We start from the raw sequence: 19,321 nt of genomic DNA, 5'->3' as shown, positions 1-19,321 counted from the left end.
CCGGCCGAGTGACCCGCCACAGCCCCTCCTGCGTAAACGAGGAAAGGCCGGGGCTTTCCGCGAGGGGTGACGATGCCGATGAGCCGACTGAAGCGAGTGGTCGCGGCGATCAGCGCCTATGCTGCGCATCCCGATCCGCGGGCGGCGATCGCCAATACCGTCGCGCTCGTGATCCTCTCCAACCAGCCCTTCTATCCGCTCTATCTCCATTGGGCGGTCGCGCCCGTCGTCACACCATCCTATGTCACCTTCCTGTCGACGCCGCTCTTCGGGGCCGTGCCGGCCGCCATGCGGTGCAATACCGTGCTCGGGCGAGCGCTCCTCCTCGCCGCCGGCATCGGCAATACGTTGCTCTGCCGGGCCGCCTTTGGCCCAGGCTCAGGGGTCGAGGTCTTCCTGTTTCCCTGCCTCATGCTGGCGCTGATGCTGTTTCGCCGCGCGGAGCGCCTCTTCGCTCTCGGCTTCGCGGCACTGGTCTTCGCCGCCTATCTGCTGCCGGCAGCCATCCTGGGGGCGCCGATACATCTCTACGGGCCCGACGAATACGCAGCCTTGCAGCGCCTTAATTTTCTGAGCGCGGCATCCCTGACTGCCCTGATCGGATGGCTGTTCGCCGGGCGTCTCGACACAAATTCGCGCGCCGATGAAACCGGCGGCACTCCCGGAGCGTAGACGAGATGCATTCGCCGAAAGGACCGCATCATGACGCGCCTTCCGCTTGTCCTCGTCCTTGTCGCTATTTCGGCCCACAGCGCTGCCGCCAACGATCTCGACGGGACATGGCTGCGTGACGACGGCAATGCACGCGTGCGGATCGCGCCCTGCGGCGACAAGATCTGCGCCACCAATCTCTGGATCGGCGACACCAGCAAGGGCGAGGCGGCCGGCGACAAGCTGGTCATGACGCTGGCCCGCCAGCCCGACGGGACGTTCTCGGGCAACGCCTACGATCCCAAGCGCGACTGGACCTACTCGATGACGATCACAGTGACGCCGGGTACGCTCACCACGCGCGGTTGCATCGTCGGGCGCCTGATCTGCCGCGACGTGAACTGGAAGGCAGCCGAGTGATGGCGGGTGACCTCGCCCCGGTGATCCGGAGCGGCTCCGGCCGCGTATCTCATACATGGTCCCCGCTTTCGCCTTGACTGTCGACGGCATGCGCGAGGTGGGAGCCAGCGCTCAAGGAGGTCGTTTCATCGTCTTGTTCGACCCCAACAGACTGATTGCCGCCATTGCGCGCTCGGGGGACCGGGCCGCTTTCGCCGCGCTGTTCGACCATTTCGCGCCGCGCGTGAAGGGGTTGCTGATGCGCGGCGGCGCCCCGGCGGAGCTGGCCGAGGAGGTCGCGCAGGAAACGCTCCTGACCGTCTGGCGCAAGGCAGCCCTGTTCGATCCCGCGAAGGCAAGCGCCTCGACCTGGATCGCAACGATCGCGCGCAACCTGCGCATCGACATCGCCCGACGTGAGATCCGGTCGCGGCTATCGCAAGTTTACGAGATCCTGGATGAAGAAGCCCCCGAACAACCCGATGCGATGCTCTCCGGCGCCGAACGCGATGCGCGCGTGCGGGCCGCGATGACCCAGCTTTCACCCGACCAGTACCGCGTGGTCGAACTCGCCTTCATCGAAGGCTTCAGTCATCAGGATGTCGCCGATCGCCTCGCCATCCCGTTGGGCACGGTGAAATCCCGCCTGCGCCTGGCACTGTCGCATCTGCGCGGCCGGCTGGAGGATCTGCGATGAGCATCGGGCATCGCCCATCCGACGAGACGCTCACTGCCTTCGCCGCAGGGCAGCTCGACGAAGGCTTGGCACTGGTCGTCGCCTGCCATATCGAGGCGGATCAGGAGAGCCGGCGCCGCCTGCGGGAACTCGAGGCCGTCCAAGGCGCACTGCTGGATGCGGTCGAGCCCATCCCGATGGCTTCCGGCCCAAATCCTCCGGCCACCGCAGCACGAGCCGAGCCAGGGTCTGCTGCAGCCGTCCCGATGTCCGAAACCGGGATGCCGAAGGTACTGCGCCCCTATGGCCTCGGTCCCTGGCGCCCGATCGGCATCCGCATCGCCATGCGCCGCGTCGAGGTTCCCGGTGCGGGCGCGCGCGTCTTCATGCTGCGCGCCGGGCCGGGGATCGCCTTGCCGCACCACAAGCATACGGGGGTCGAATGGACCACGATCCTTGCCGGTGCCTATGAACACGAATACGGGCGCTACGCGGCCGGGGATTTCGACGAAGCGGACACCGAGCACGATCACACGCCGCGCGTCGATCCCGTCGAGGGCTGCACCTGCATCGTCGCGATGACGGGGAGCGTGCAGTTGCAGGGCTGGCTCGGCCGGCTGCTGCAGCCGCTGGTGCGGTTTTGACGATCGCCTCCTTCATCGTGGCTGTTGTCTTCGTGGCCTTGGCCATGTCCGCCTTCATGGCCCTGGCGACGATGGTCGAGCGCCGCACCGGCAATTCCGGCTGGATCGACGTGGTCTGGACCTTCGGACTGGGCCTGACGGGTATCGCCGGCGCCTTGCTGCCCTTCGGGGCGGGGCCAATGTCACGACGCTTCGTCGTGGCCGGGCTCGCATTGGCTTGGGCGCTTCGGCTCGGCCTGCATATCGCGCGACGGACGACCGGCATCACCGAAGATCCCCGCTATGCGAAGCTGAAGCGGGACTGGGGAAGCGCCGCGCCGCAGCAACTGGCCCGGCTGCTGCAGATGCAGGCGGTGGTCAGCATTCCCCTGGGATTGGGGATCGTCCTCGCGGCTCATGATCCCGCGCCTTCGCTGGGCTGGCGGGATTTTGCCGGTGTCGCCGTGTTCGCCGCCGGCCTTGCGGGAGGCGCCCTCGCCGATGGGCAATTGAGGACCTTCGCACGCTCGGGAGCGGGCGGCGTCTGCGACTCTGGCCTGTGGCGCTGGTCGCGGCACCCGAACTACTTCTTCGAGTGCCTGCTCTGGTGCTCCTATCCCGTGATCGCGCTCGCGACCGACTACCCCTGGGGCTGGCTTGCTTTGCTGGCACCGGCCTGCATCACGCTGCTGCTCACCCGCATCTCCGGCATACCGCCCCTGGAAGAGCACATGCTCGCCAAGCACGGCGAGGCCTATCGGGCCTATCAGCATCGAACCAGCGCCCTGATCCCGCTGCCGCCGAAAGGAGCGACGTCATGACGATCATGCAGAAGCTTTCGACCTGGGGCGAAGGGCTGCCCGTACCCGATGCCATCAGCCGCATGGTGATCGCGTCGCTGGTCGGGCGCACGGCGCGCTCGCTGGCAGCGCAATCGGCCGGTGCCGCGGCCTTCGCCCGCGACATGGCGGAGTTTCCGATAGCTGTTCATACCGACGCCGCCAATGCCCAGCATTACGAGGTGCCGGCCGCTTTCTTCGATCAGGTGCTCGGCCCGCGGCGCAAGTATTCCTGCTGCTATTACGCGGATCCCGGCGACACGCTGGCCGCAGCGGAAGACAAGGCGCTGGAGCTGACCGCGGAGCATGCCGATCTCGCCGATGGGCAGGACATCCTCGAACTCGGTTGCGGCTGGGGCTCGCTCTCGCTGTGGATGGCGGAGCGCTATCCGCTGGCGCGGATCGTATCGGTCTCAAACTCGGCTTCGCAACGCACCTATATCGAAGAGCAGGCGCAGCGCCGTCATCTCTCCAATCTCCGCGTCGTCACCGCCGACATGAACGAGTTTGGCACGGAGGAGCGCTTCGATCGCGTCGTATCCGTCGAAATGTTCGAACACATGGCGAACTGGCGCGAGCTGCTCGGGCGGGTTCGTGACTGGCTGAAGCCGGACGGCCGGCTCTTCATCCATGTCTTCGCCCATCGGCAGGGCTGCTACCGTTTCGACACCACCGATACGGGCGACTGGATCGCGCAGCATTTCTTCACAGGCGGCCTGATGCCGAGCGCGACGCTCGCGCACCAATTCCCCGATCTCTTCACCGTCGAGGCCGAATGGCGCTGGGGCGGCGAGCACTATCGCGCGACGGCAGAGGACTGGCTGGCGAATTTCGATCGCAACCTCGCGAAGATCGATCCGATCCTGCGCGAGACCTATGGTGCGGATGCGCCGCTCTGGCGTCGGCGCTGGCGGCTGTTCTTCCTGGCCACGAGCGGACTGTTCAGCCATGAAGGCGGCGATGCCTGGGGCGTTCATCACTACAGGTTGCGCGCGAACTGACGGATTGGCCGACTGGGGCTAGAGCCAGCCCCAGTCGGCCGCCCGGCGGACGACGCCATAGGCGATCCATGTGCACAATCCGACGACGACCGTGCCGTAGACGAGATCGACGAGCGTGATCGCCAGCGTCCAGGGACGCAGCGTGGCGTAGTTCGTCAGATCGTAGGTCGCATAGGCGAGCAGGCCGATGAGCGCGCCATTCAGCAACGCGGTGCTGGCGCTGCCGTCACGCAGGGCCGGCATCAGCGCGAAATAGACGACCCCGAGCGGGAAACCGAAATAGAACAGCGCGGCCGGCCAGTAGCGCACCTGCTCGACGATGAGATCGCCGAGCGCGGGCCGATAGAGCCTTGCCGTCATCGTGCCCAGCCAGATGGCGTCGCAGATGCCGAACGCGACGATGAAGGCGATGTAACCGGCGACGAAGCGCATGGCGATCTCCAGGATTCTGCGATGAGATACGTGCGGCGGGCCGGCCCGGTTCAGTATTGCCGTCGATATCGCGCGGCCGCGGCGCTGATCCACCGCAGCGCTTAAGGCGTATAGATTGCGACGCTTCTCCGGCCCCAGGCTACGATGACGATCCGAATTGCCCGACGCGCGATCCTGCCTCTCCTGGCCGGACTGGCCCTTCCTGCATGCGCAGCCCTGCGCCCCGGCGGCCTGACCGAGGGGGCTCGCGATGTGGCCTATGGTCCTCATCCCCGGCAACGGATGGATATCTACGTGCCTTCGGGTGGCGGCAGCGCGCGGAAGCCGGTGGTCTTCTTCATCTATGGCGGCTCATGGGCCAATGGCGCGAAGGAAACCTATGCCTTCGTCGGCGAAGCGCTTTCCGCGCGCGGCTTCGTCACGGTGATCGCGGATTATCGCCTGGTGCCCGAGGTGCACTTCCCGGTCTTCATCGAGGACGGAGCGCTGGCGCTGCGTTTCGTCCGAGATAACATAGCCCGCTTCGGTGGCTCCCCGAAGGCAATCCACCTGATGGGGCATTCGGCGGGCGCCTACAACGCGATGATGCTGACGCTGGACCGGCGTTATCTTGCCGCCGTGGGAATGCGTGCCGGCGATATCCGCTCCACCGTAGGCCTCTCCGGCCCCTACGACTTTCTGCCGTTCGATATCGACGTGACGAAGGCGGCGTTTGGAAACGCGCGCGAACTCGCCCAGACGCAGCCGATCAACTTTGCAAGGCGCGACGCCCCGCCGGTCCTTCTGGTGACAGGATCCGCCGACACAACGGTACTCCCCCGCAACAGCGAGCGCCTTGCCCTAGAACTCAGAAAGGCGGGTGCGCGATCGATCTCGCTGAAGATCTATCAGGGGCTCGGCCATACAACCACAGCCACGGCGCTGTCCACGCTTCTGCAATGGCAGGCGCCAATCCTCAACGATGTCGTCGCGTTTCTTCAGGCGACATCAGCAAGGTGACTGCCGAGTTCTGCGCCAGAAGCTGTCAGATCTTGCACGGCGGATAACCGCCATGGTCGCGGCCCGATTGATTAGGCAAGCTTATTAGCCCTATCGAATCCAGATGGCTAATCGAAGAGTGGGTCTGTGACTAGGTTCCTCGCAAGCTGATGCAGCGAACGAGGGGCAAATGCCTTCCATCGAGACCAAATTCCTTATTCCGCCCTTCCTTCTGGCGGCCGGCCTGATCGGCTCGACACCCGCGCTCGCTCAACAGCAGGCAGCGAACCCCGTGCCTCTGACAATCCAGGAGCAGGGCAGCTTCGCCGCCGGTGGGACGGTGGCGAAGACCGCAGGCACCTACGATAACAACAAGCCGACGGCCGCAGGCCAAAGCCTGCACGGCGACCATCTCTACGCCTTCTATCAGGTTCCGCAGAACCCGAAGGCGTTGCCGATCGTGATGCTGCACGGCGCCTTCCAGTCGGCGCGGAGCTGGGAGACGACCTCCGACGGGCGCGAAGGCTTCCAGACCCTATTCCTGCGCCGCGGTTTCCCCGTTTATCTGGTGGATCAGCCGCGTCGCGGGCGGGCTGGCAACAGCACCGTCGCGACGACGATCGAGCCCACCCCTTACGATCAACTCTTCTTCGATCAGTTCCGGCTCGGCAAATGGCCGAACTACTTCGACAATGTCCAGTTCGACCGCAAGCCCGAGACGCTGGACCAGTTCTTCCGCTCGGTGACGCCGAACACTGGGCCCTACGATGCCGGCGTGATCTCCAACGCGATGGCGGCGCTGTTCGCCAAGACCGGTCCTGCAATCCTGTTCACGCATTCCCAGGGCGGGGGCCCGGGCTGGCTGACGGCGATCAGGAGCGCGAACGTTAAAGGCATCGTCGCCTTCGAACCGGGCAGCGGCTTCATCTTCCCGGAGGGCGAACTGCCCCCGGTTATGTCGAGTGCGGCCGGGGCCTTGTCGCCCGAGGCTGTACCGACGGCGGATTTCCAGAAGCTCACCCGCATCCCGATCGTCATCTATTACGGCGACAATTTTCCGGTCGAGCCGACCGCGGAGCGTGGGCAGGACAACTGGCGCGTGCGGCTCGCCATGGCCAAGCTCTGGGTCGCAGCCGTCAACAAGCATGGTGGTGACGCGCGCCTCGTGCATCTCCCCGAGATCGGCATCAAGGGCAACACGCATTTCCCGATGTCCGACCTGAACAACGTCGAGATCGCGGATCTGGTCTCGAAGTTCCTGGCCGAGAAGAAGCTCGACTGAACCGCTTGCGCGACAGCCGGCGCGACGCGGGCAGCGCTCTCCCTTCGGATCACGGATCGGAGGTCGAAATGACCAACGCAGTCATCAACACGAACAGACGTGAGTTCCTCGGAGCCTCCGGGCTGGTTCTCACAGGCGCAATCTTAGGAGTTCCTGCAATGGCCAATCCCACCACGGTCGCAGCCGACTACAAGCAGAATCCGTTCGGCCTGGTCTATGGCGGCGCGATCACGAAGAACGAGCCCGGCAAGGTCAATATCCACCCGGTCACCTATAAGCTCAGCGGGCTGGACATCGTCGCCAATGTCTACATCCCGGCGAACTACGATCAGAGCCGGAAGTATCCCGCCATCGTCGTCGCGCACCCGAATGGCGGCATCAAGGAACAGGTCGCGGGCCTCTATGCCCAGCGCCTGGCGGAACAGGGCTACATCACGATCACGATGGACGCGGCCTATCAGGGCGGCAGCGGCGGCCAGCCGCGCAGCGTCGACAAGCCCCAGTTCCGCATCGAGGACATCCATGGCGCAGCGGACTTCATCACCCGCTATGCGGGCGTCGATGCCGAGCGTCTCGGCCTGCTCGGCATCTGCGGTGGCGGCGGCTACGCATTATCGGCGGCGAAGGCCGACAAGCGGTTCAAGACCATCGCGACGCTGAGCATGTTCAACTCGGGACGGGTTCGTCGCAACGGCTTCGCGGATTCGCAACAGAACACGATTCAGGACCGCCTGAAGCAGGTTTCGCAGGCTCGTGCCCAGGAGATGGCCGGGGGAGAAATCCTCTATGCGGGCGACGCCAACCTGACCGACGAGCAGATCGCCAAGCTTCCCTTCGAAATGTACCGGCAGGGTTACGAGTACTACTGGAAGACGCACGCGCATCCGAATTCGACCTTCAAGTACACGATGAGCAGCCTGCTCGACCTGATGCGCTGGGATGCCACCGACCAGATCGAACTGATCGACCAGCCGCTGCTGATGATCGCCGGCAGCAAGGCCGACAGTCTCTACATGACCGAGGATGCGTTCCCGAAGGCTGTCGGCACCAAGGACAAGGAACTGTTCAAGATCGAGGGCGCGACGCATATCGAGACCTATTGGGTCCCCAAATATGTCGACGCCGCGCTGGGCAAGCTGACGCCCTTCTTCGCCCGGACCCTCGTCTGACCGTTCAGAACCCGCGGACCCATCGCTTGGGCCATCCTGTGAAAGCTTTCAGCAGCGTGACGTCCCGGTTCCGTTCCGGGGCGTCATGGTCTTGCCCTTGAGGAGCGCTGCACCCGTGAAGAAGCTCACCCGAAATCTGTTCGCCGCAGCCGTCCTGCTGCTCTCCGGAGGACTGTCCACCATGGTGATCGCCCAGAGCCAGCCACCCGCCGCATCCAGCACGATACCCGCCAAGCCGCCCTCCCGAGCCCAGCAACTGATGGGCGACATCGCGCCCAAGATGGCGGAGCTCACCGACAATGTGCTGTTCGGCGACATCTGGGAGCGCCCGGGCCTCGCCAAGCGCGACCGTAGCCTGGTCACCGTCAGCGCGCTGATCGCACTGAACCGTCCCGATCAGCTCCGCTCGCATCTCGCGCTCGCGCGGCAGAACGGTGTCAAGGAGGAGGAGCTCGTCGAGGCGATCACGCAGCTCGCCTTCTACACCGGCTGGCCGAACGCCATCACGGCGATCGGGGTCGCCCGCGACGTCTTCAAGCCGAAATGATGTCCGGGATGTTCGCGCCAGGACTCGCACTCATCGCCATGCTGCTGCCCATCGCCTCTGCCCTGGCCCAAACCAGTCAGGAGATCGTCGTCCAGCGCGCCGGCTCGCAGAAGCCGAGCATCGGCGCCGCCCAGAACTTCACCGGAGCTGTCCGGGTCGACGGCCGTTTCCAGGGCAGTGCGCCGGCGCGGGTCAGCGGCGGCAGGGTATCCTTCGAACCCGGAGCGCGCACCGCTTGGCACACGCACCCGCTCGGCCAGACGCTCATCGTCACGGCCGGCACGGGACTGGTGCAGCACTGGGGCGGCGCGATCCAGGAGATCCGTCCCGGCGACGTCGTCTGGATCCCGCCGGGCGTGAAGCATTGGCACGGCGCAGCTCCGGCCACCGGCATGACGCATATCGCCATCTCGGAGGCACAGGACGGCAAGACCGTCGACTGGCTGGAGCACGTCTCGGACGAGCAGTACCGGCGCTAGAAGCGAGACGAAGATGAAAACCCCTGCATCCCAGATCGCTCTGGCGAGCCTGTCCATGGCTGCCGTTCTTGCCGTCGGCTGGCAGGTCCATGCCGAGGCGACACGGGTCACCTTCCCGCAGCTCGACAAGCTCGTGCACTACACCACGGTGCGGCGCGGCAATGTCATGGAGCACATCATGACGACGCCCGAGGCGATCCAGGCGATCAAGGATCGCCAGCCCGTGCCCGCTGGCACGCATTTCGTTCTCGTCGACCATCGCGACGGCAAGCTCTTCCGCTATTTCGTCATGGAAAAGGGCCAGGGCTGGGGCGCGGATTACGACGAACGCCGCCGCACCGGCGACTGGCAGTTCCAGTGGTTCTGGCCGGACAAGACCATCAACAACGCGGAGAACACTGCGCGCTGCCAGTCCTGCCACAGCAGTCAGTCGGGGGCAGAGTATCTGTTCACCGGCTCCCGGATTCCCCGCTTCAACGGCACCCCGATCGAGTAGGCAGGGAAACGCGAGGTGAACCGTCTTTTTCTCTCCCGTTTGTGGCTCGATGGCCTGACCGCGGCGCTGCTGCTGCTCGGCTTCGCCTATTGGTGGCTGGGCAACGCTGTCCATGAGCTGGCGGGAACGGCGGTGTTCCTGCTCCTCATCGCCCATAACGTCTTCAACCGGCGCTGGTGGGACGGGATTGCGCGGACACGGCGCGAGCCCCGCAGGCTGTTCAATGTCGCGGTGACCTTCGTGCTGCTGATCGCCATGCTGGTGTTGCTCCTCACCAGCGTGCTGATTTCGAACGCGCTGGCGCCATACCTGCCGCCCTGGGGTGGCTTCACCGTGCGGCAGATCCACACGCTCGCCGCCTCTTGGGTTCTGGTGATCGTCGCGATCCATCTCGGCCTGCGCTGGCCGATGCTGATGGGGGTGGCGCGCAACCTGTTCGGGATCAAAGGAACGAACCCGCTGCGAATGCTCGCGCTGCGCGTGACCGCGGGGGCAATCGCAGTCCATGGCGTCTGGAGCTTCTATCAGCTCGGCCTGGGTACGAAGCTTTCCATGCAGATGACGCTGGATTGGTGGAACTTCGAGGAGGCGGTCGCGGGCTTCTTCATCCATTGCGCGGCCGTCGCCGGGCTCGTGATGGTCGTCACCCATTACGGGTTCAACCGCGATAGCGCAGGACGTCGACGAGCACCGACAGGGCCGGCGAGAAATGCCGCCGGCTCGGATAGTAGAGATGGTAGCCGGGGAAGGGTGGACACCAATCCTCGAGCACCCGGATGAGCCTGCCGGCGCGGATATGCGGGATCGCCTGATCCTCCGGCAGATAGGCCAGCCCGAGGCCGTCGAGTGCCGAATTCAGGCGCAGCGCGAGGCTATTGAACACGAGTTGCCCATCGCCCCGCACCTTGACCTCGCGGCCATCCTTTTCGAGGCCCCAGGGAAACAGCCCGCCATAGGTGGGAAGGCGTGATGCGATGCAGTTATGGGAGGTCAGGTCCTGCGGCGTCTCCGGAATACCGAAGTGCTTGAAATAATCCGGCGATCCAACCACGGCCATGCACATCTCGGGGCCGATCCGGACGGCGATCATGTCCTTCGCGACCTGTTCGCCCAGGCGCACCCCGGCATCGTAGCCCGCCGCCACGATGTCGACGAGGCCATAGTCGACGATGATCTCGACCTTGATGTCGGGATGATCCGGCAGGAAGCGCTTCAGGGCAGGCTGCAGGGCGGAGATCGCGGCATGTTCGCCGGCCGTGATGCGGATCGTCCCAGCCGGCTTGCCGCGCAATTCGCCGAGTGCCGCGATCTCCGCCTCGATCTCGTCGAAGCGCGGCGCGACGGTTTCGAGAAGGCGCATGCCGGCTTCGGTCGGAGCGACGCTTCGGGTCGTGCGCGTCAGGAGCCGTAGCTTCAGGCGTTCCTCGAGAGCCTTGATGGTCTGGCTGAGCGCCGACTGCGAGACGCCCAGCTTGGCACCGGCCTTGGTGAAGCTGCGCTCCTTCGCAACCATGGCGAAGGCGGCGAGATCGTTGAAGTTCGGCTGCGCCATTGATTAGAGTGCCTTATGAGCCCGGTCGAATTATAGCTCCTTATCCCGGTGGCCGGCACGTGCTGGCAATGCCTCATCAACACATCGATTCAATGTTGCTCGCGGCCGAATTCTGGGCCGCGCCAGTTGCGGACATTGGCACCCCGCCGATAGGCGGGCATTCAGGCGCGGCAGGCAGATGATGCCCCTAAGGCTGTCGCGAAAAGGGGTGGGGGCGCTCCTGCACATTGCAGTAGAGGCGCAATCCTTGGTAGAACTGCGTCCACTAGGCGTCGAAGCTGATGCCGCGGCCTGCAAGGTCGTTGCGCCAGCCGCCGTCGAGCAACCGGGGTTTTGACCAGAGTGAAACCTCGGAGACCTCCTCAGAGTAAGCAGGCGTGACCGCGATGAAGATCGCGATCAGAGCCGCCGTACAACGAACTCTCGATAATCTCCGCACAGGGTTCCCCCAACCCAACCTCCGCATGCGGTCCGGCACCGCACGTCATCGGCTATGGTCCGGGCTTCGAGCCCGCCCCAGCCGAACAGGCGCTATGATGCTGACGCTACGGGCGCGCGCTATCCGAACGACGCATGTTTTTGAGAATCCTGCGGAGACTTGTGGAGCAACTTCAAACCATGAAGTGCGACGATTGCGGTCTCGGGTTGTTGATCAAGATGGCCCGGCTGAGAGTAAGTAGCGCCAGCCTGCGGACCAATGAGCGTTCCAAGGCGCTGGGCCTCATGGGCAAGCACCTTGATCACTACATGGAGCGGTTTTGACGAGCTGCGACGCACCGCGAGTGCCGAGACTGCGTTTACGGCGAAAGTGGCGCGTCACGACTTGACCAAGCTCAGCGGCGTCGAGCTGGAGCGGCTGGTGACCGGCTATTTCCGGGATGCGGTCGAGCCGGCGGCAGCAAACCCTCCGCTCGACAGTGAGGATCACCTACAGATCGAAGAACACCGTCTCGCTCTCGCCGGCGAGGTTGATGTCGAGCCACCAGATGCCGTCCGGCTTGCGCTGGGCGATCAGGGTGTGCCGGCGTGCCTCGGGCACCAGATTGAGGATCGGGTCGGTCTCGTTGCCCTCGCCATCGGCGAAATAGAGCCTTGTCGGCAGGCGCTTCAGCAGGCCGCGGCCGAAGACCGAGAGCGCGATATGCGGCGCCTGCAGGCTGTTGCCGGGGCCGGGCACGCGGCCGGGGCGGATCGTGCGGAAACGGTAGACGCCGGACTTGTCGGTCGAGGCGCGGCCGAAGCCGACGAAATGCCGGTCGAGCGCCACATCGGCGCGATTATCGTCCGGGCTGGCATAGCGGCCGTTCGCGTTCGCCTGCCAGATCTCGATCATTGCGTCCTCGATCGGCTTGCCGTCGGCATCGTAGACGCAGCCGGCGAGCGCGATGACCTCGCCCTCGGGTTGACCTGAGACGTTCGAGCCCGAGAGCAGGAAATGCTCCGGCGGCATCAGGTCGGGCCGCGCGCCCATCTCGGAGCGCTCGACCAGATCGGCGCCGCCCTTCCAGGGCAGGCCGTAATGGAAATAGGGGCCGACCGTCTGCCACGGCGTCTGGCCGAAGATCGACGGGTCCTGGCTGTCCTGCCGCGGCGCGGCGTTGCGGGTTTCCAAATCCCCGCCGGAAGAGTCAGTGGTCGTCGTCATGGTCGTCCTCGAACGGCGTCTGGTCGCGGCCCTTGAGCACGATGTCGAAGACATAGCCCAGCGCCCAGTTCGGCACGGTGGTGCCGATATCGAAGCGCGAGACCATGCGCTGGCGATAGGGCATCGGCACGGCATTCGCGATCGGGTCGATCTCGATCAGCGGGTCGTCGGGGAAATACATCTGCGTGACCAGCCGCGTCGCGAAGGCGGGGCCTAATAGCGAGAGATGGATATGGGCCGGGCGCCAGGCGTTCTTGTGGTTGCCCCAGGGATAGGCGCCGGGCCGGATCGTGACATAGCGATAGCGGCCTTCGGCGTCGGTGATCACGCGGCCGACGCCGGTGAAATTCGGATCGAGCGGCGCCGGCCAGTCGTCCTTGGCGTGGATGTAGCGGCCGGCGGCATTGGCCTGCCAGATCTCGACGACGGTGTTCGGCACGGGCCGTCCGCCCTCGTCGAGCACGCGGCCGGTCACGACGATGCGCTGGCCCTGCGGCTCGGCCTTGTGCTGCGTGGTGAGGTCGGCCATGGCCGGCCCCATCAGGCGCGACCAGTCGGTCGGCCCGGTGACCTCGGTCAGCGTCTGCGGGATCGCGATCGGGGCCTGTCGCGGGCTGCGTGCCACGGTCGAGCGGTAATCCGGCGAGAGCGAGGCCGGCTGCCCGGCATCGAGCCCCGCATAGGGAAGGATCAGGCTGCTCATGCGACTTATCTCTCCTCAGCCATGGCTCGGCGCGGGAACGCTGATCGGGCGCGCAAGCCTGGATTGCGCGGTGAGCCGGATGCCGGCATTGGCGGCGCCATAGCCGGCATAGCCATCGCGCTGGACGATCTCGAAGAACAGCCCGCCATCCAGCGTCTGCGTATAGGCCTGACGGAAGGCGCCGCCGGCATCGCTGTCATGGAGGATGTTCAGCGCCTTCATCGCGTCGATCTCCTGCGCCGTCAGGTCGGAGCGGGCTTCGAGGTCGTCATAGTAGTTCTCGGGGATGGGTAGCATGGCGACGCTATTCGCAACCAGCCGCTTGACCGTCGCGGTGATGTCGTCGGTCGCGAAGGCGATATGCTGCACGCCCGAACCGAAGAAATCGGTGATGAAGCGGGCCGAGAGCGTGCGGTGGCTCTGCGAGCCGTTGAGGATGAGCCTCAAGCCATGGCCGTTCCTGCCGTCGAGCCCGCTCTCGATCACCTGGCTCTGAACCACGCCGCCGGGGTCGAGCACGGCCTGGCTCGGCGTCTTCCGGGTATCGAACAGCGAGGAATAGAACAAGAGCCAGGTCAGCATCTCCTCGTACTGCATGCTCTGCGAGACATGGTCGACGCCGGTGAGCCCGGCATTGTCCGAAGCTTCGCCTGTCGCCTCGAAATCGACCTCGGCCCAGCGGCCCAGCGCCGAAGCCTTGTCGAGGAAATAGAGCAAGCTGCCGCCGAGGCCGCGCACGGCGGGGATGTCGAGCTCGTCCGGCCCGATCGCGCCGGCATGGGGCACGTCGAGCAAGGCCTTGGCGCGGGCGATCGCGGCCTGCGCATCCGGCACGCGCAGGGCCAGCGCGCAGACCGAGGTGCCATGCGTGATCTGGTAGCTATGGGCGAAGCCGTCGGCCTCGCTGTTCAGCACGATGCGGATATCGCCCTGGCGCCAGAGATCGACATCCTTGGAGCGATGCGCGCCTGAACGCGCGAAGCCGAGCGCGCGCAGCAGCTTCTCGAAACCGGGCCGTTCGGCCTCCGACACCGTGAACTCGATGAACTCGACCGCCTCGACCGGGGCCGGCGGCGGCATCGGCACCGCGCCGGGCACCGGCGTGGCCGTCTGCCGCGCGGTCTCGTCGAGCAGCCAGATCAGCGAGCGATGGCCGTCGAGCGCGACGGAACGCGCGGAACCGGCGCGGAAGCGATCGTTGAAGATCTCCAGCGAGAGCACGCCGTCATAGCCGGTCGCGGTCAGCGCGCGCATGAAGCCGGAGAGATCGAGGTCGCCCTGGCCGGGCAGGCAGCGCCAATGCCGGCTCCAGGAGAGCGGGTCCATCTGCAGCAGCGGCGCATCGGCCATCTGGACCATCGAAATCTTGTCGCGCGGGATCGTGCCGATCGCCGCGAGGTCGAGCCCGCGCGCCAGGATATGGAAGGAATCGAGCACGATGCCGACTTCCGGCCGGTTGGCGCGGCGCACGATCTCCCAGGCGTCACGATAGTCGAAGACATGCCGCCCCCAGGCCAGCGCCTCATAGCCGACGCGAAGGCCGCGCCGGCTGGCCCGCTCCCCGAGCTCGGCGAAATCGGCGGCGAGCCTGTCGATACCCGGCAGCGCCTCGGGCGAGACGCTGGAACAGACGAAGAGGAGGTCCGTGCCCAGTTCCTGCAGCAGGTCGAACTTGCGCTCAGCCCGGTCGAAGACGCGCTGGCGGCGGCCCTCCGGCATGCCCTCGAAATCGCGGAAGGGCTGACAGGTCACGATGGTCAGCCCGAGATCGGCACAGATGCGCCGGATTTCCGTGGGCGAGCCGGGGAAGGCGATCAGGTCGTTCTCGAAGATCTCCACCGCCGTGAAGCCGGCGGCGGCGATGGCCTCCAGCTTCTCCTGAAGCGTGCCGGAAACGCAGACGGTGGCGATCGACGGTAACATGGTTGTCCTTCCCGAACTGGCACATCGTTGCCCGCAGCAGTTCCGGGCAGGGCTATCGCTTTCACACGAAGGCGGAGACCTGATGCGGCGCGTAAGGCTCCTCCAGTGAGGCGATTTCATCATCCGGAAGTTTGAGCTGAAGCGCTGCGAGGGCATCATCGAGCTGCGCCATCTTGGTCGCACCGACCAGAGGTGCCGACACACCCTCCTTCTGCAGCAGCCAGGCGAGAGCCACCTGAGCGCGTGGTGCGCCAAGACGCTCTGCGACTTCCCCAACGCGTTGGACTACCAAACGGTCGGCATCCTTGGCCTTGTCGTAGAAGCCCTTACCCACTTCGTCCGTCGCGGCGCGCGCGGTTGCCGGTTCGTCCTGCCAGGGACGCGTCAAACGGCCTCGCGCCAAGGGGGACCAAGGCACGACACCAACTCCCTCGGACCGGCATAGCGGCAGCATCTCACGCTCCTCCTCGCGGTAGAGAAGGTTGAGATGGTTCTGCATGGAGACGAAAGGCGCCCAGCCATGCTGGCGCTGGAGGCCGAGCGCCTTCATGAATTGCCAAGCGTGCATGGAAGACGCTCCTAGATAACGGGCCTTGCCGGCCCGAACCACGTCGCTCAGCGCCTCAAGCGTCTCCTCGATGGGCGTTTCATAGTCCCAGCGGTGAATTTGATAGAGATCGATGTAGTCGGTACCCAGACGCCTAAGGCTGGCATCGATCTCTGCGAAGATCGCCTTTCGCGATAGGCCATGACCGTTCGCGTCGGGACGCATGGGGCCATAGACCTTGGTGGCGATTACCACGGCTTCTCGTGTGGTGAAGTCGCGGATGGCGCGGCCGAGAACCTCCTCGCTAGCGCCATCGGAGTAGACATTCGCGGTGTCGAAGAAGTTGATGCCGGCTTCCAGTGCCTTGCGAATGAAGGGGCGCCCTTCATCCTCGTTCATCACCCAACTATGGTTGCCGCGCGTCGGATCTCCATAGCTCATGCAGCCTAGCGCGATGCGCGAGACCTTCAAGCCGGTCCGGCCTAGATTCCGATATTCCATACTATCCTCGCGCGGCTCAGAGGCCGGATAATTCCGAGAAAATTGCGCTATCCATGACCTGAGGATCGCGCGGGATGAGGGGCATGAAATCCATCCGTTCGAGGATGTCGCGGCGGATGTCGACGCCAGGCGCGACTTCGCTCAAAACGAGGCCCTCATTCTCCAGATTGAACACTGCCCGCTCGGTTACGAACACCGCCTTATGGCCGCGCTTGAGCGCCTGCTTGCCTGAATATGTAATCTGCTCGACCTTGCTGACGAGCTTCCGCACCGAGCCGTGCTGCGCAATTGCGAGCTTGCCGCCGCCGACCTCCAATCTGCTGCCCTTGGTGTCGAAGGTGCCGCAGAACACGACCTTCTTGGCATTCTGAGCGATGTCCATGAAGCCGCCGGGCCCGACGGTCAGCCCGCCGAGCTTCGAGACGTTGACGTCGCCGGCCTCATCCAACTCGCCAAAGCCGAGGAATGCGGTGTCGAGACCGCCGCCGGCGTAGAAATCGAACTGGGACGGCCCGTCGATCATGGCCGAGGCGCTGCGGGCAAAGCCGAAGAGCAGGCCAACCAGCAGCGCGCCGCCATAAGTCCCGTGCTCGATGGTCTGGTAATAGCGCCCGACTTCGCCGCGCTCGGCGACCATCTTGGCAACACCCTCGCCGATGCCAACGCCGAAATTGATCACGTCGCCTTCGGTCAGCTCTTGATAGGCGCGTCGCGCGATCAGAGAGCGGATGTTGAGCGGCTCGGGCGGATCGAGCGGCGTCGGGCCGCGGCGCTCGCCGGAGATGAGCGGGTCGTAAGGCAGGTCGTAGCTCATGCGCTGGTCGGGATCGACCACGACGGCATCGACGATGGCTCCGGGGACTCGGACCGAGCGCGCCGGAAGCGAGTTTACATCGACCGCCGTACGAACCTGCGCGATGACGATGCCGCCGGAATTATGGGCCGCGAGAGCCGCGGCATAGACATCCACATTCGCCGCTTCCTGATCCAGACTGATATTGCCGGCTGCGTCGCCGAAGGAACCGCGGATGATCGCGACGTTGATCGGGAAGGATTTGTACCAAAGCAGTTCCTGTCCGCCGAGGTTGACGACTTCGACCAAGTCCTCTTTCGCAGAGGCATTCATCTTTCCGCCCTGGTGGCGCGGGTCGACAAAGGTGCCAAGACCGACATGGGTGAACAGGCCCGGCCGCTGCCCGCCGATCTCGCGATACAGCTGCATCACGCAGCCGCTCGGCAGGACATAGGCCTCTATCTTCTCGTCGCGCGCCATCTCCTGCATCTTCGGCGACCAGACCCAATGGCCGCCGATGACGCGCTTCACTAGCCCCTCATGGGCGAAGTGGTTCATGCCCTCGGTCTTCTTGTCGCCGATCCCGAGTGCGTGCAGCACGGTGAGGTTGCGCGGGTAGCCGGTCGAGAGGAAACGGCGCGAGACGGCGCGGAAAGTATGCGTCGCCTCCATCAGGCCGCCACCGCCCCCGATCAACGCGACGGTATCGCTGTCCTTGATGAGCGCGACGGCCTGGTCAGCCGTCCTGAACTTGTCGCGGGCCATCAGATGGCCTCCGCCGGCGCTGCGTCCGGCTTGCGTGGCACCATCAGCCGGTGCTCGCCTTCCTGAACCACCTCGCCATGCTGGTTGAGGAGCTCGATGGCGATGGTCAGGATGCCCATATCGCTGCGGCTCCTGGGGATGCGCATATCCGCGATCCTGAACTTGACCTGCAATGTGTCGCCGATCCGGATCGGCCGCTTGAAGTTCCAAGTCCAGCCGAGGGCGATGCCGTCATGGAAGAAGCCTGACTGCACCTTCATGCCATCGGTCAGGGACAGCCCCATCAACCCGTGTGCGATGCGGCCCCCGAAAACTGTCGATTGGGCATAAATCTCGTCCATATGGATCGGAGAGAAGTCACCGGCGACGCCGGCGTAAGCCAGAACATGCCCTTCGGTTACGGTGACGCGCGGAGTCAGCCGCTCTTCGCCAATCTGAATTTCTTCGTAGAATTTGCCCGGAAGCATGATGGCTTGATCCTTTGGATTTCATTCCGAGGCGGGTGCTTTGCCGCCACCTGCTCAGTGCAGGAGCTGCCCGAGGAAGGCCTGGGTGCGCGGGTTTTGCGGGTTGGCGAAGAAGGGCTCCGGCTTGCCGATCTCGATGATCTCGCCGCGGTCCATGAAGATCACGCGATCCGCGACCTTCCGGGCAAAGCCCATTTCGTGTGTCACACACAGCATGGTCATGCCCTCGTCGGCGAGGCTGACCATCGTGTCGAGCACCTCCTTGACCATTTCGGGGTCCAAGGCGGACGTTGGCTCGTCGAAGAGCATGAGCTTCGGCGTCATGCACAAGGCCCGCGCGATGGCCACACGCTGTTGCTGACCGCCGGATAGCTGGGCTGGGTACTTCTCGGCCTGATCACCAATGCGAACGCGCGTGAGAAAGCGCATCGCGAGTTCCTGGGCGTCCTTCTTCGACGTCCCACGAACCTTCATCGGCGCCAGCATGCAGTTCTCTTTCACCGTGAGGTGCGGAAAGAGATTGAACTGCTGAAAGACCATGCCGACCTCGGCGCGGACGGCGTCGATGTTCTTCTGCCCCGCCCCAAGGTCGTAACCATCGACGACGAGCCGGCCTTCCTGGTAGCGCTCAAGGCTATTGATGCAGCGGATCAGCGTCGACTTTCCCGACCCGGAAGGCCCGCAGATCACGATGCGTTCGCCGCGCGCGACCGTCAGCGCGATGTCCTTCAGGACCTGGAATGTGCCGAACCACTTCTGAACCCCGCTGATGTCTACGATGGGGGACTGAGTGGAATTATCCGCGCGGAGTTGCTGGTCTGACATGTGTGTGCTCATGGGAAAGTGGCGGGCG

General features: G+C 64.9%; 21 protein-coding genes and 1 pseudogene. 13 read left to right on the top strand and 9 right to left on the bottom strand.

The genetic code is table 11. The annotated features are described in order from the left end of the window. The first annotated feature begins 78 nt into the window (after positions 1-78). From FHT98_RS08785 to FHT98_RS08760, 6 genes are all read left to right on the top strand, one after another. Positions 79-672 (top strand): hypothetical protein, encoded by a 594-nt coding sequence (locus tag FHT98_RS08785; RefSeq protein WP_248309177.1) that lies wholly within the window; start codon positions 79-81, stop codon positions 670-672. Positions 673-702: 30 nt separating this feature from the next. Further along, positions 703-1,071 carry a DUF2147 domain-containing protein gene (locus tag FHT98_RS08780; protein ID WP_142113778.1) on the top strand — a complete coding sequence of 123 codons (369 nt, stop codon included), beginning with the start codon at positions 703-705 and terminating at the stop codon, positions 1,069-1,071. A 97-nt stretch (positions 1,072-1,168) separates the two neighbouring features. Further along, positions 1,169-1,747, top strand: coding sequence for a sigma-70 family RNA polymerase sigma factor (locus FHT98_RS08775; RefSeq protein ID WP_274532903.1), 579 nt, complete (start codon positions 1,169-1,171; stop codon positions 1,745-1,747). After that, positions 1,744-2,370, top strand: a complete 627-nt coding sequence (locus FHT98_RS08770; protein ID WP_142113776.1) for a ChrR family anti-sigma-E factor — start codon at positions 1,744-1,746, stop codon at positions 2,368-2,370. The genes FHT98_RS08775 and FHT98_RS08770 overlap by 4 nt, the downstream gene beginning before the upstream one ends. Positions 2,371-2,414: 44 nt before the next feature. Further along, positions 2,415-3,170 (top strand): DUF1295 domain-containing protein, encoded by a 756-nt coding sequence (locus FHT98_RS08765; protein ID WP_349236264.1) that lies wholly within the window; start codon positions 2,415-2,417, stop codon positions 3,168-3,170. Beyond that, entirely contained in the window at positions 3,167-4,189 is a 1,023-nt protein-coding gene (locus FHT98_RS08760) for an SAM-dependent methyltransferase (RefSeq protein WP_142113774.1), read from the top strand. The genes FHT98_RS08765 and FHT98_RS08760 overlap by 4 nt, the downstream gene beginning before the upstream one ends. Positions 4,190-4,207: 18 nt before the next feature. Here the strand turns inward: FHT98_RS08760 and FHT98_RS08755 are convergent, their stop codons facing one another. Then, the gene (locus tag FHT98_RS08755) at positions 4,208-4,621 is read right to left on the bottom strand and encodes a DUF2177 family protein (RefSeq protein ID WP_142113773.1); all 414 of its coding nucleotides are present in this window, start codon (positions 4,619-4,621) and stop codon (positions 4,208-4,210) included. A gap of 144 nt (positions 4,622-4,765) precedes the next feature. On the opposite strand from FHT98_RS08755, the gene FHT98_RS08750 reads away from it, so the two are divergent. The 7 genes and pseudogenes from FHT98_RS08750 to FHT98_RS26720 all read left to right on the top strand — a co-directional run. Beyond that, positions 4,766-5,620: an alpha/beta hydrolase gene (locus tag FHT98_RS08750; protein WP_142113772.1), complete on the top strand. Its 855-nt coding sequence runs from the start codon at positions 4,766-4,768 to the stop codon at positions 5,618-5,620. Between the two features lie 169 nt (positions 5,621-5,789). Next, positions 5,790-6,881: an alpha/beta hydrolase gene (locus FHT98_RS08745; protein WP_142113771.1), complete on the top strand. Its 1,092-nt coding sequence runs from the start codon at positions 5,790-5,792 to the stop codon at positions 6,879-6,881. A gap of 68 nt (positions 6,882-6,949) precedes the next feature. Then, positions 6,950-8,050 carry an alpha/beta hydrolase gene (locus FHT98_RS08740; protein WP_142113770.1) on the top strand — a complete coding sequence of 367 codons (1,101 nt, stop codon included), beginning with the start codon at positions 6,950-6,952 and terminating at the stop codon, positions 8,048-8,050. Positions 8,051-8,165: 115 nt separating this feature from the next. Next, on the top strand, positions 8,166-8,597 hold the full coding sequence (locus tag FHT98_RS08735) for a carboxymuconolactone decarboxylase family protein (protein ID WP_248309175.1): 432 nt from the start codon (positions 8,166-8,168) through the stop codon (positions 8,595-8,597). Between the two features lie 8 nt (positions 8,598-8,605). Next, the gene (locus FHT98_RS08730) at positions 8,606-9,076 is read left to right on the top strand and encodes a (R)-mandelonitrile lyase (protein ID WP_142113768.1); all 471 of its coding nucleotides are present in this window, start codon (positions 8,606-8,608) and stop codon (positions 9,074-9,076) included. Positions 9,077-9,089: 13 nt separating this feature from the next. After that, positions 9,090-9,572: a cytochrome P460 family protein gene (locus tag FHT98_RS08725; RefSeq protein WP_142113767.1), complete on the top strand. Its 483-nt coding sequence runs from the start codon at positions 9,090-9,092 to the stop codon at positions 9,570-9,572. Positions 9,573-9,587: 15 nt separating this feature from the next. Then, positions 9,588-9,965, top strand: a pseudogene (locus FHT98_RS26720) (DUF4405 domain-containing protein); the annotation flags it as partial. Positions 9,966-10,230: 265 nt separating this feature from the next. Here the strand turns inward: FHT98_RS26720 and FHT98_RS08715 are convergent. From FHT98_RS08715 to FHT98_RS08680, 8 genes are all read right to left on the bottom strand, one after another. Beyond that, the gene (locus FHT98_RS08715) at positions 10,231-11,124 is read right to left on the bottom strand and encodes a LysR family transcriptional regulator (protein WP_142113765.1); all 894 of its coding nucleotides are present in this window, start codon (positions 11,122-11,124) and stop codon (positions 10,231-10,233) included. 928 nt (positions 11,125-12,052) lie between these two features. Further along, the gene (gene pcaG, locus FHT98_RS08710) at positions 12,053-12,769 is read right to left on the bottom strand and encodes a protocatechuate 3,4-dioxygenase subunit alpha (RefSeq protein WP_185745103.1); all 717 of its coding nucleotides are present in this window, start codon (positions 12,767-12,769) and stop codon (positions 12,053-12,055) included. Beyond that, positions 12,753-13,472, bottom strand: a complete 720-nt coding sequence (gene pcaH, locus FHT98_RS08705) for a protocatechuate 3,4-dioxygenase subunit beta (RefSeq protein ID WP_142113764.1) — start codon at positions 13,470-13,472, stop codon at positions 12,753-12,755. Before pcaH ends, pcaG begins: the two co-directional genes overlap by 17 nt. Positions 13,473-13,487: 15 nt before the next feature. Continuing rightward, positions 13,488-15,395 carry a bifunctional sugar phosphate isomerase/epimerase/4-hydroxyphenylpyruvate dioxygenase family protein gene (locus tag FHT98_RS08700; RefSeq protein WP_142113763.1) on the bottom strand — a complete coding sequence of 636 codons (1,908 nt, stop codon included), beginning with the start codon at positions 15,393-15,395 and terminating at the stop codon, positions 13,488-13,490. Positions 15,396-15,456: 61 nt separating this feature from the next. Continuing rightward, positions 15,457-16,443: an aldo/keto reductase gene (locus FHT98_RS08695; RefSeq protein WP_061971518.1), complete on the bottom strand. Its 987-nt coding sequence runs from the start codon at positions 16,441-16,443 to the stop codon at positions 15,457-15,459. 16 nt (positions 16,444-16,459) lie between these two features. Then, the gene (locus tag FHT98_RS08690) at positions 16,460-18,001 is read right to left on the bottom strand and encodes an acyl CoA:acetate/3-ketoacid CoA transferase (protein WP_142113762.1); all 1,542 of its coding nucleotides are present in this window, start codon (positions 17,999-18,001) and stop codon (positions 16,460-16,462) included. Continuing rightward, a complete protein-coding gene (locus FHT98_RS08685) occupies positions 18,001-18,468 on the bottom strand; it encodes a MaoC family dehydratase (protein WP_142113761.1) in 468 nt (155 codons plus the stop codon). The genes FHT98_RS08690 and FHT98_RS08685 overlap by 1 nt, the downstream gene beginning before the upstream one ends. A 54-nt stretch (positions 18,469-18,522) precedes the next feature. Continuing rightward, on the bottom strand, positions 18,523-19,293 hold the full coding sequence (locus FHT98_RS08680; RefSeq protein WP_142113760.1) for an amino acid ABC transporter ATP-binding protein: 771 nt from the start codon (positions 19,291-19,293) through the stop codon (positions 18,523-18,525). Between the last annotated feature and the right edge of the window lie 28 nt (positions 19,294-19,321).

The sequence above is a fragment of the Allobosea sp. AK1 genome (assembly GCF_006714945.1).
GTDB lineage: Bacteria > Pseudomonadota > Alphaproteobacteria > Rhizobiales > Beijerinckiaceae > Allobosea > Allobosea robiniae.
Note: the sequence above shows the minus strand (reverse complement) of the source record. Positions and strands in the feature narration are given on the sequence as shown.